The following is an 11,738-nucleotide window of genomic DNA, read 5'->3' as shown; positions in this document are numbered from 1 at the left end:
CTATCCTTACAGCCGGGTGACGAGCAGGCAGCCGTCGTTCTGCACGATGGCCTTGAAGGCGGCGGTTAGCATGGTCGAGGTTTCGCGCTCCACCACAATGGCGGGGCCTTTCACGACATCGCCGGGTTTCAGGCCGTCACGCTCATGGATGCCGGCGTCTAGGAACGTGCCTTGCCCTGCTTCGAACAGGCGGCGGGTCTTGGCCGGCGTCACGACGCTGCCTTCACCAACGGCGGCGACGCGGGCGGCCGGGGGCAGTGGCGAACTTGCCTTGACCGACCAGCTCACGACCTCGATATCGAGGCCTTCGATGGCGCGGCCGAAGAAGCGCTCGTATTCCGTTTCGAACCGCACGGCGAGTGTCCCTGCACTGCCGGCACCGAACTTTTCCGCATCGAGCGGTACCGGAATGTCCCAGCCCTGCCCCGCGTAACGCATGAAGAGCGTGCGCTCGATCACCGGCGCGCCGCTATCGAGCCCACCTTCGACGAAGCCCAGTGCTTCCGCCTGCATGGAATCGACCAGCTTGTTCGCCTCGGCAAAGTCGAAGCTGGACAGATTGAAGACGGCGCTGCGGATGGATTCATAACCGAAGGGCGCGCGCAGGAACCCGATGGCCGACCCGACACCGGCGCCCGCCGGCACGAGGAAGGTGGAAATGCCCATCTTCTCGCAAAGTCTTGCGGCATGCAGCGGACCGGCGCCGCCGAAGGTGATCATGGTGAAATCGGCAATGTTCTTGCCATTCTCAACGGTGTGCACGCGGCCGGCATTGGCCATGTTCTCGTCCACCATCTCGCAAGTGCCGTAAGCGGCGCCGTCCGGATCGAGGCCGATCACCGTGCCGATATCGTCGGCCATTGCCTGCCGGCTGGCCGCGACGGAGAGTGGAATGGCGCCACCGGCGAAATTGTCGGGATCAAGCTTGCCGAGGATGAGGTCGGCGTCCGTCACCGTTGGGTTCTTGCCGCCGCGCTGGTAGCAGGCCGGGCCTGGCTCGGAGGCCGCCGAATGCGGTCCGACGCGGATCTGGCGCATACCATCCACGGAGGCGATGGAACCGCCGCCGGCGCCGATTTCCACCATCTCGACCACCGGTATGGAGATCGGCATGCCGGAGCCTTTGCGGAAGCGGTAGGTGCGCGCGACCTCGAAGGTTTTTGCGGTCTTCGGCACCTGGTTTTCGATCAGGCAGATCTTTGCCGTCGTGCCGCCCATGTCGAAGGACAGCACGGTGTCCAGCCCATGGCGCCGCGCGATGTCGGCGGCGAAGATCGCGCCGCCCGCGGGGCCGGATTCGACGAGGCGCACCGGGAATTCGGAGGCGCTTTCGACGGAGACGATGCCGCCGCCGGAATGGATCATGAAGACCGGGCAGCGGACGCCGATCTCCTTCAGCGAGACGACGAGCCGGTCGAGATAGGATTTGATCGCCGGCTTCACATAGGCATTGGCGCAGACCGTGTTGAAGCGCTCGAATTCGCGCATCTGCGGCGAGACTTCAGACGAAATCGACACGGAGACATGCGGCAGGCGCTTGAGGATCGCATCGCGCACGGCGGCCTCGTGTGCGCCATTCGCATAGGCGTGGATGAAGCCGATGGCGACGCTCTCATAACCGCCCGCCGCAATCGCCGAAACGACGGCCTCTACGGAGGCGTCATCGATCGCCAGCAGCACCTTGCCGGCGGCATTCGTGCGCTCGCGCACCACGAAACGATCAGCGCGGGCGATGAGCGCCGGCGGCAAGACGATGTTGAGATCATACTGCTCGAAGCGGTTTTCCGTGCGCATTTCCAGCGTGTCGCGAAACCCTTCCGTCGTGACGAAAGCGGTCCTGGCACCGCGCCGCTCGATCAGCGCGTTTGTGGCGAGCGTAGTACCGTGGATCAGAAGATCGATCTCCGAAAGCCCGATGCCCGCCATCTCGGCGACGGCGACGACCCCCTTCAGGATGGCCCGCTCGGGGCCGGTATAATCGGTCAGCACCTTTGTCGAATGGAGCACGCCATCCAGATCGAGGGCGATGTCCGTAAACGTGCCCCCGATGTCGACACCCACCCGGCAGTTCCGCGGCGCATTGCTCACCATGTCATTCCCCACATTCAGGCACCTTTCGGCATCGAATCCCATCCGGCGCGACCGCCGGCCGAACCTCTGGCACATCAGGTTTTCATGCCCGGCGCGCCGATGCAAGATTTCCGCTTGACGGATTTTGGATATATCACTTATCATACATGTGTCAACTGAAATTGAAGTCGGATCGCGACACAGAAACCGTCGCAATCAAGACATGACGCCGGCTGCCGCACGTCCTGAAAAGGCGAATGGCTCGGCTGCAACAAGAAGACCGAACGCGGAAAAACACGCGTCGAAACGAAGAACATCAACGGCTTAACCAGAGGGAAGCCTTTCATGACATCCATTTCGAAACTCTTCGCTGCCACCGCCATCGCATCCGCGCTCCTGCTTGCGCCGGCCTTTGCCGCCGACACGATCAAGATCGGCGTTGCCGGTCCCTATACCGGCGCCAACGCCACATTTGGCGAGCAGGTCTTCGATGGCGTCTCGGCCTATGTGAACGGCGTGAACGCGAGCGGCGGCATCAACGGCAAGCAGATCGAGCTGGTGAAGGGCGACGACGCCTGCGAGCCGAAGCAGGCAGTCGCGGTCGCCAACCGCTTCGTCGATCAGGACAAGGTGCAGGCCGTGATCGGCCACTTCTGCTCGTCGAGCACGATCCCGGCTTCCGAAATCTACAACGACGCCGGCATCCTCGAAATGACGCCGTCCTCGACCAACCCGGCCGTGACGGATCGCGGCTTCGACAACCTGTTCCGCGGCTGCGGGCGTGACGACCAGCAGGCCGTCGTTGCCGGCGGCTTCATCCTCGACACGCTGAAGCGGGACAAGATCGCGCTGATCCACGACAAGGACACCTACGGCCAGGGCCTGGTCGACGCCGTGAAGAAGACCATCGAGGCGCGTGGCATCACGCCGGTGCTCTATGAGGGCCTGACGCGCGGCGAACGCGACTTCAACGCGCTCGTCACCAAGATCAAGAGCACGGGCGCGAACGCCGTCTATTTCGGCGGCCTCATTCCGGAAGGCGGCCCGCTTATCCGCCAGCTCAAGGAACAGGGCGTCGACGTCGTCTTCGTCAGCGGCGATTCCTTCGCCCAGGCAGAACTCGTGGCTGCGGCCGGCGGCGGGGCCAACCTCAAGGATGTTTACTATTCGGCAACGCCCGATCCGCTGGCCGATCCGTCGACCAAGGACGTGCAGGACGCCCTGACTAAGGCCAACGTCACACCGGCAAATTACGTGCTCTACGGCTACGCCAATGCGCAGGCGGTCGTGGCGGCGCTGAAGGCAGGCGAAGACTTGAAGGCGCAGGCCGACTGGCTGCGTGCCAACACGGTCGATTCCGCCATCGGCAAGATCACCTGGGATGAAAAGGGCGACATCAAGGACTTCAAGTTCGTCTTCTACACCTTCGACGACAAGGGAACCCCGGCTCTCGTGAACTAAGGCAGGCCTGCCCGGACCAGCCGGACATGGGCGTCCGGCTGGTTTCGCCATGCCCGCAAGATTTGAAGAGAAGGGTTCACCATGGACGTCTACATCCTGGTCCAGCAATTGTTCAACGGCATCACGCTCGGCACGATCTACGGGCTGATCGCCGTCGGATACACCATGGTCTACGGTGTCATCCGCATGATCAACTTCGCCCATGGCGACGTCTACATGGTCTCGGCCTATATCGCCGCGATAACCCTTGCCGTGCTCACCTTCTTCGGCATCCAGTCCGTACCCTTCGCGCTGATTTCCGTGCTGGTGATCACCTGCGCCGTCACCGCCGTCTACGGTTGGGCGATCGAGCGCGTCGCCTACCGTCCTTTGCGAGGATCCACCAAGCTTGCCCCGCTGATTTCCGCCATCGGCATTTCGCTGATGCTGCAAAGCTACGTGCAGATCTCGCAGGGCGCACGCGACCAGGGCGTTCCGACGCTGATCAGCGGCGCCTTCCGCTTCGGCGACGGCGTGCATTTCGCGCAGATCACCTACATGCAGACGGTCATCCTCTTCGCCTCGCTGATCGCCATGGGCATCCTCACTTATGTAATCAACTACACCCGCATCGGCCGGGAATGCCGGGCAACGCAGCAGAACATCCGCATGTCCGCCGTGCTCGGCGTCAACACTGACCGAATCATCTCGACAGTCTTCGTTATCGGCGCCGCGACGGCTGCCGTCGGCGGCGTGCTCGTCACCTTCAACTACGGTTCGTTCAACTTCTTCATCGGCTTCGTCATGGGCATCAAGGCCTTTACCGCGGCCGTGCTCGGCGGCATTGGCTCGCTGCCCGGCGCCGTGCTCGGCGGCATCCTGCTTGGCCTGACGGAAGCGCTGTTCGCCGGTTATGTCAGCACCGACTACAAGGACGTCTTCGCCTTCGCGCTGCTCATCACCCTACTGTTCTTCCGCCCCTATGGCCTGCTCGGCCGGCCGGAAATCCAGAAAGTGTGAGGAGAACGACCATGCAAACCAACCGCCTCCGCACGCTCTTCAAGCAGGCACTTCTTACCTTTACCGTCTCGCTCATCCTGTTTGGCCCGATCTCTGGCCTCGTGCTCGAGGGTTTCTCGTTCCGCAATGAGCTGACGCGCGCCGTCCTGCTCGCCGCCATCGTCACCGCAGGGCGTATTGCCGTCTCGCTCGTCCAGATGACCGGCCTTGGCCAGGCGCTGACCCGCAAGCTGGCCGACAGCGGTGTCGGCGTTACGGTGATGACCGGCACGGAAAAGTCGCCCATGCTGATCCTCGCCTTGCTGTTCCTTGTCGGACTCAGCCTGCCCTTCTTCGCGGACAAGTATTTCCTCGGCATCGCGATCCTCGCGCTGATCTATTGTCTGCTCGGCCTGGGGCTGAACATCGTCGTCGGCCTCGCCGGTCTGCTCGATCTCGGCTTCGTCGCCTTCTATGCCGTCGGGGCCTATCTTTTGGCGCTCGGCTATCAGTATCTCGGGCTCGGCTTCTGGAGCGCGCTGGTCATCGCCCCCTTCCTCGCCGGCCTCTTCGGCATGGTTCTCGCCTTCCCTGTCCTCAAGATGCACGGCGACTACCTCGCGATCGTCACGCTCGGCTTCGGCGAGATCATCCGTCTCGTGCTGAACAACTGGCTGGAATTCACCGGCGGCCCGAATGGCGCGCCCGTGCCCGCGCCGACGCTTTTCGGCCTGGAATTCACTCGCTCGGCCAAGCAGGGCGGCGTGCCGATCCACGACTATCTCGGCATCCCCTACAGCGCCGACTACAAATTCTGGTTCATCTACCTCGTGCTGTTCCTCGTCGTCTGCCTCGTCATCTATGCCGTGGAGCGCCTGCGCGTCATGCCGCTCGGCCGCATGTGGGAGGCGCTGCGCGAGGACGAGATCGCCTGCCGCTCGCTCGGCGTGAACCACGTCTTCACGAAACTCACCGCCTTCATGCTCGGCGCCTCGACGGGCGGGCTTGCCGGCGTGTTCTTCGCCGTCCATCAGGGCTTCGTGAACCCGACATCCTTCACCTTCTTCGAATCCGCTCTCATCCTCGCCATCGTGGTTCTCGGCGGTCTCGGCTCGACGGTCGGCGTGATCGCCGCCGCCCTCGTCCTCACCATCCTGCCGGAACTCTTGCGTGACTTTGCCGAATACCGCGTGCTGATCTTCGGCGTGCTCATGGTCATCATGATGATCTGGAAACCCCGCGGCCTCGTGCGGATCAAACGCCCGGCCTTCTTTCCGAGCACGACGAGGGACGCTGGGCCGCTCCCGCTCGCAGCCAAGGTGGAGGCAGCCCGATGACCACGCCCCTCCTCGACATCCGCAACGTCACGATGCGCTTCGGCGGCATCGTCGCAAACCGCAATGTCAGCTTCTCCGTGGAGCGCGGCGCGGTGACCGCGCTGATCGGCCCGAACGGCGCCGGCAAGACGACCATGTTCAACTGCATCACCGGCTTCTATCGGGCAAGCGAAGGCGAAATCGTGCTGAACGGCCGCGACGGCCCGCTCGACATCGGTACGCTGATCACAAAACCCATCACCGGGGGCTCGCATCTCGTGACGCGCGCCGGCATCGCCCGCACCTTCCAGAACATCCGCCTGTTCAAGGAAATGTCGGTCATTGAAAACCTGCTGGTCGCCCAGCATCTGGTGACCGCCAACAATCTGCTGAGCGGCATATTCCGCACGCCAGGCTTCCGCCGCGCCGAGCGTGATGCCGTCGATCGCGCCTATCACTGGCTGCGCGAGATGAACCTTGCCGACGACGCCAATCGCCTCGCCGGCGAGTTGCCCTATGGGCGGCAACGACGTCTCGAAATCGCGCGCGCCATGTGCACCGGGCCGACGCTCATCTGCCTCGACGAGCCGGCCGCCGGCCTCAACCCGTCGGAAACCCGCGAACTCTCCGAGGTCATCCAGCGGCTCTGTACCGAGCATGGCCAGTCCGTCCTCGTCATCGAACACGACATGGCACTCGTCATGCGCATTTCCCAGCATATCGTCGTGCTCGACCATGGCGAGGTGATCTCCGACGGAACGCCCGAGCATGTGGCGAACGATCCCGCCGTGGTCGCCGCCTATCTCGGCGTCAGTGAAGAAGAGGTTGAGGCATGAGCGTTCCGCTGCTCGAATTTACCGGCGTTCATGCCCATTACGGCCCGGTCGAGGCGCTGAAGGATGTGAACGTCCATGTTTCCAAGGGCGAGATCGTCAGCCTGATCGGCGCGAACGGCGCCGGCAAGACGACGCTGCTCTCCTCGATTTTTGGCGCGCCGCGTGCGTCAGCGGGAAAGATCCTGCACAAGGGCGAGGACATTTCCCGCCTTGCGACCAACCGGATTTCCCGCCGCGGCATCGCGCTCGTCCCGGAAGGCCGGCAGATATACCAGGACATGACGGTGGAAGAGAACATGATGATGGGCACGACGCCGATCGGCATGGATCACTTCGACGAGGATCGTGCGACCATGTTCGATCTCTTCCCGCGCCTCAAGGAACGCCGCAGCCAGACCGCCGGCACCATGTCCGGCGGCGAGCAGCAGATGCTGGCGATCGCCCGCGCCATGATGGCGCGCCCGGAACTCATCCTGTTCGACGAACCGTCGCTTGGCCTCGCACCCCTCGTCGTCAAGCGCGTCTTCGAGGTGCTGAAGGAGATCGCCCAGATGGGCAAGACCATCTTCCTCGTCGAGCAGAACGCCAACCACGCACTGAAGCTCTCGCAACGCGCCTACGTCATGGTCAACGGCCGCATCCACCTCTCCGGCGAAAGCGCAGCCCTCCTCGACAACGAAGACGTCCGCAAGGCCTATCTCGGCCTGCACTGAACGGAGAATGCCGCACGGAAGCCTGATGCCGTCAGCCATCGGTGCCCGGTGGTTCTTCCGCGCGCGCCTTCTGGATGTCTGACCCCGGCTATTGACCGAGCGCGCCGGAAAGCCGTCGTCTCACGATACCAGCATGAAAATCCGCGCCGTGGAGAAGCCCTTCGTCGTTGAAGTCGTAGCCGGGGTTGTGCAGCGGCGCGGACTCCGTGCCGTTACCGAGGAAGACGAAGCAACCAGGCACATGGGCGAGGAAATGGGCGAAGTCCTCAGACCCGGTCATCGGCTCGGCGGCGAGCCTCGCATCCTCCGGCGGCAGGATGGCGCGTGCAACGGCAAAGGCCTCGTCGACGAGGGCGGGGTCATTCAGCAGCGGCACGAATTCCCGCGTATAGGTGACGCTCGCGGTGACATTGTGCGCCAATGCGGTGCCTTCCGCGATGATGCGCATCTGCCTTTCGATCGCCGCACTCACCTCCGGCCGGAAGCTGCGGGCATCCCCCAGAATCCGCGCCAGCCCCGGAAGCGCATTGCGCGTGCCGTCGGTGATGAGTTCCGTCACCGATACCACGCCCACATCCGTCGGGCTCAGCCGGCGTGCCACGATGGTCTGGAGGCTGGTCACAAGCGCACAGGCGGCGACCAGCACCTCGTTGCCCCAATGCGGCCGCGCCGCGTGGCCACCGACACCCTCGAGCACGATCTCGAAATTGTCTTCCGCAGACATGATGGCGCCGGGGCGTGTCTCGAAATGCCCGACAGGCAGGCCCGGCATGTTGTGGATGCCGTAGATCTCCTCGAAGGCGAAACGCTGCATCAGCCCGTCGTCGAGCATGGCCAATGCGCCCTTGCCCCATTCCTCCGCCGGCTGGAAGACGAAGCGCACTGTGCCGTCAAAGCCGCCCTCCTGCGCCAGTACTTTTGCGGCACCGAGCAGCATGGTCGTGTGTCCGTCATGGCCGCAAGCGTGCATGACGCCCGGATTGCGGGAACGATGGGCTCTCTCCCCCTGTTCGGTGATCCGCAACGCGTCCATATCCGCCCGAAGCGCAATGGAGCGGTTGCCCTGCCCCCGCCGCAGCGTTCCGACAACACCCGTTCCGCCGACGCCTTCCACGACCTCATCGAGGCCAAACTCGCGCAGCTTTTTCGCAACGAAAGCCGCGGTTCGTGTCTCCTCGAAGCCGAATTCGGGATGGGCGTGCAGGTCACGCCGCCAGGTTGTCATCTCGACCTGAAGGGCATTTCTGTCGATTGTCATGCCGATTCTCCCTTCCCGTTCCGCGCAGCAACGAGCGCGGGCGAAAGCCCGACGATTTCCTCGTATTTTCCGGGGTCCGTCGCTCCTTCCGTGTTGATCAGGAGGATCCGCGATTGGCCATCGATGCCAAGGTCGGCCTTCACCGCCGGATCGGCGATGGCGCGCATCAAGCCGGCAAGGCCGACACCGCCGCTTTCCCCGGAAACCACCGAGGGGTCGCCGGCGACAGGGTTGGCGAGCTGTTTCATCGCGGCGATGGCATCCTCCTCGTCGACGGTCATGAAGGCATCAGCGGCACGCGACAGGATGCGCCAGGCGACAAGCGACGGCGTATAACATTCGAGCATGGCCATGACAGTCGGCTCACCATGGGCGATCGTCACCGGATGGCCGGCGCGCGCCGTCTCGAACAGGCAGGCCGCCCGCGCCGGATCGACAACCGTGAAGACCGGCCGCGCCGCACCGGCTTCCAGCGCCAGATGGCCAGCCACTGCAGCAGCGATGCCGCCGACGCCGGACTGCACGAAGACATGCGTCGGCGGCGCCGGCAATGCTCGCAGCGCCTCGCGCACCAGCGCGGTGTAACCTTGCATCACCAGCCCCGGAATACGCTCGTAGCAGGGCCAGGACGTGTCGGAAACGATCGTCCAGCCCTTCTCCTCCGCCACCCGCGCAGCCTCCCGCACGGAATCGTCATAGGTGCCGTCGACACGGATCATCTCCGCGCCGAACCGGGCGATGGCGGCGACGCGCTCGGCCGAGACGCCGGCATGCACGAAGATCGCCGCCCGCGCGCCCACAAGTTGGGCACCCTGCGCCACCGACCGGCCATGGTTGCCGTCGGTGGCGCAGGCAAACGTCATGGTCCGCGCGACGGCTGCCACCTCCGGTGCCCGCAACGCGGCGATGTCCACCGTCCGGCCGAACCTCTCGCCGGCCTCCTCCAGCACGAGGCGGATCACTGCATAGGCCCCGCCTAGTGCCTTGAAACTGCCGAGACCGAGACGATGGCCCTCGTCCTTGATGTGGATCGCCGCGATCCCGTGTTGTTGCGCCAGGCCGGGCAGCGCGACGAGCGGTGTTTCCGCATGATTGCCCCGGAAGGAAAGATGGCGCTCCACTTCGGCGGCGGCTTCAAGGCCGAGCGTTTCGCCATCGCGCGGGTCGAGCGCCGTACGATAGTCGGCATGGGTATTCTTCAGGAACATGGTGGCCTCCTCGGTTGGAAGCTGAACGATATTGCATCGGGATCGAAATGAGCGCTGATATTTGCCTTGCCCTTTGCAAGTTTGTTTCGTCTGGAGCCGCCCAATGCACCATCCGCCGCGCCTCGATGCCTTCGACCGGAAAATCCTCGCCATCCTGCAGCAGGACAACACCACGCCGCAACGCACGATCGGCGAGGCGGTCAATCTCTCGGCCCCCGCCGTCCAGCGGCGGATCAAGCGCATGACGGAAGACGGCGTCATCCGGGCGAATGTCGCCATTGTCGACCCCGCCGCGGTTGGCCAGTCCATCACGCTCTTCGTCGAGGTGGAGGTGATCAGCGAGACGGCCGAGCACATCGAGGCCGCCAAGCGCGCCTTCGCCGCCACGCCGGAAATCCAGCAATGTTACTACGTCACAGGCGAGGCGGACTTCATCCTCGTCATCATCGTGCCCGCCATGGCCGACTACGAGGCCCTGACGCGGCGCCTGTTCTTCGGCAACAACAACGTCAAGCGGTTCCGCACCTTCGTCGCGATGGACCGCGTGAAGGTGGGCCTAGGCGTTGTGGTGGAGGCGTGAGAGCAGAACCGCAACTTGCGAAGCACGGGAAATCCGGCGCTTATGTCGCTCGCAAAGGTGAGGCTACGCCCAACGGGATGGAAGAAATCTGCTTCTTCAGGCGGCTGGCGGCCATGGCGTAGCCGCCGGCGGCGCCGTCGATGAAGTGCATGTGATCACGGCTGAGCGCCGTCGGCACGATGCAGGTCATCAGCGCCGAATCCTGACGATGCAGGCCGAAGCGGCAGATGCCGGCGCGCGTGGCATCCTCGAGCCGGGTTTCGATCTGGCGAAGCCTTTCCGGATCGATGTCGATGGTCATTTTCAGGCCATCGTCGAACTTGCGGAAATCGGTGTTGCGGGCAACGTCCTGCCGATAGACTTTCGGATCGAAACGGCCGAGCGTCAGGCCCAGACGATAGAGGCCGACGGTCAGCAGATATTGCCCCAGAATGAACAGCCGGTGCCGGAAGCGCCTTCCCTTCGGAGCCGTCTTGGTTTCCGCCGATAGACCCGCAACCGACAATCCCATCTGCGGCCCTTCCGGCGCAATCGGATGACCCTCCCGCTCTTCGCCGGCGGCCAGTGCGACGATATCGAGGACCAGCGCCTGAAAGGCCTCCACGGCGCCTGAACCGGCAGGGACCGCGAAGATCGAGACGATGTCGCCGTGCCGGGATTTGATCGGGTTCCATCGGCAGGACAGGCCGGCCAGATCCGGACGGGCGCCTGGCGGCGCCGGCGGAACGGTGAAAAGGCCTTCCTTCATGCGGGCTTCGGCCCAGCTCGATCCGCCGCCGGCAAACATCGCGTAGGAAAGATCCGGCGTGACCTGGAAGCGCGCAACGCGGACTTCCAAACCCGCCGCGATGACATCGGCGACGGGCACGAGAGCGGCGCGCAGCGTCAGGTGCAATTCCTCGCCCACCCAGCTTTGCACCGCCGAAAGTGCAGCCAACGCCTTCTCCACACCCGATGGCGGCACGGCCACCAGGGCGCCATCCCCGCCGAAGACGAAGGGGAGGTCGTTGTTGCCAAGCGCGTTCAGGATGGCGGAGATGACGCTGGCGCCGGCCATATTGACCGCCTTGTAGCGGCCGGCCTCGATTGCGCCGGTGGAATCGACGATATCGGCCGTCGCCAAAGCCCAGTCGGACGGCAGCGTCCGGTAGTTCCGGCTGTCGGCAACGCCTGCGAAATCGACGAAGGCGGGAAGCGTGCTGAAAAATGTTTCGCTGGAAGGCTCGCTCATGCCGCAAGGCTACCATATTCGCGCAGGACAGGCGACGTGGTTCGGCGGCCAATCAACCGGCGTCCTCATGATATCCGAGACGGGGGA

General features: G+C 64.0%; 10 protein-coding genes. 6 read left to right on the top strand and 4 right to left on the bottom strand.

Going from position 1 to position 11,738, the window contains the following annotated elements; genetic code table 11:
- Window positions 1–6 precede the first annotated feature (6 nt).
- Window positions 7–2,091: a hydantoinase/oxoprolinase family protein gene (locus BSY16_RS25670; RefSeq protein WP_069063698.1), complete on the bottom strand. Its 2,085-nt coding sequence runs from the start codon at window positions 2,089–2,091 to the stop codon at window positions 7–9.
- A 324-nt stretch (window positions 2,092–2,415) separates the two neighbouring features.
- Between BSY16_RS25670 and BSY16_RS25665 the strand changes: the two genes are divergently transcribed.
- From BSY16_RS25665 to BSY16_RS25645, 5 genes are all read left to right on the top strand, one after another.
- Window positions 2,416–3,531: a branched-chain amino acid ABC transporter substrate-binding protein gene (locus BSY16_RS25665; RefSeq protein ID WP_069062632.1), complete on the top strand. Its 1,116-nt coding sequence runs from the start codon at window positions 2,416–2,418 to the stop codon at window positions 3,529–3,531.
- 81 nt (window positions 3,532–3,612) lie between these two features.
- On the top strand, window positions 3,613–4,530 hold the full coding sequence (locus tag BSY16_RS25660; RefSeq protein WP_069062631.1) for an ABC transporter permease subunit: 918 nt from the start codon (window positions 3,613–3,615) through the stop codon (window positions 4,528–4,530).
- A gap of 11 nt (window positions 4,531–4,541) precedes the next feature.
- Window positions 4,542–5,846 (top strand): high-affinity branched-chain amino acid ABC transporter permease LivM, encoded by a 1,305-nt coding sequence (gene livM / locus BSY16_RS25655; protein ID WP_069062630.1) that lies wholly within the window; start codon window positions 4,542–4,544, stop codon window positions 5,844–5,846.
- A complete protein-coding gene (locus BSY16_RS25650) occupies window positions 5,843–6,661 on the top strand; it encodes an ABC transporter ATP-binding protein (RefSeq protein WP_069062629.1) in 819 nt (272 codons plus the stop codon). The genes livM and BSY16_RS25650 overlap by 4 nt, the downstream gene beginning before the upstream one ends.
- Window positions 6,658–7,374, top strand: a complete 717-nt coding sequence (locus BSY16_RS25645) for an ABC transporter ATP-binding protein (protein ID WP_069062628.1) — start codon at window positions 6,658–6,660, stop codon at window positions 7,372–7,374. The genes BSY16_RS25650 and BSY16_RS25645 overlap by 4 nt, the downstream gene beginning before the upstream one ends.
- 88 nt (window positions 7,375–7,462) lie before the next feature.
- Here BSY16_RS25645 and BSY16_RS25640 read toward each other — a convergent pair whose 3' ends face one another.
- Together BSY16_RS25640 and BSY16_RS25635 are read right to left on the bottom strand one after the other, a co-directional pair.
- On the bottom strand, window positions 7,463–8,632 hold the full coding sequence (locus tag BSY16_RS25640) for a M20 aminoacylase family protein (protein ID WP_069062627.1): 1,170 nt from the start codon (window positions 8,630–8,632) through the stop codon (window positions 7,463–7,465).
- Entirely contained in the window at window positions 8,629–9,840 is a 1,212-nt protein-coding gene (locus BSY16_RS25635; RefSeq protein WP_069062626.1) for a diaminopropionate ammonia-lyase, read from the bottom strand. Before BSY16_RS25635 ends, BSY16_RS25640 begins: the two co-directional genes overlap by 4 nt.
- Window positions 9,841–9,943: 103 nt before the next feature.
- Here BSY16_RS25635 and BSY16_RS25630 point away from each other — a divergent pair, with 103 nt between their 5' ends.
- The gene (locus BSY16_RS25630) at window positions 9,944–10,420 is read left to right on the top strand and encodes an Lrp/AsnC family transcriptional regulator (RefSeq protein ID WP_069062625.1); all 477 of its coding nucleotides are present in this window, start codon (window positions 9,944–9,946) and stop codon (window positions 10,418–10,420) included.
- 40 nt (window positions 10,421–10,460) lie between these two features.
- Here BSY16_RS25630 and BSY16_RS25625 read toward each other — a convergent pair whose 3' ends face one another.
- Complete coding sequence (locus tag BSY16_RS25625; RefSeq protein WP_069062624.1) at window positions 10,461–11,651, bottom strand: DUF3095 domain-containing protein; 1,191 nt, start codon at window positions 11,649–11,651, stop codon at window positions 10,461–10,463.
- Between the last annotated feature and the right edge of the window lie 87 nt (window positions 11,652–11,738).

Source organism: Sinorhizobium sp. RAC02 (assembly GCF_001713395.1).
Lineage (GTDB): Bacteria > Pseudomonadota > Alphaproteobacteria > Rhizobiales > Rhizobiaceae > Shinella.
Note: the sequence above shows the minus strand (reverse complement) of the source record. Positions and strands in the feature narration are given on the sequence as shown.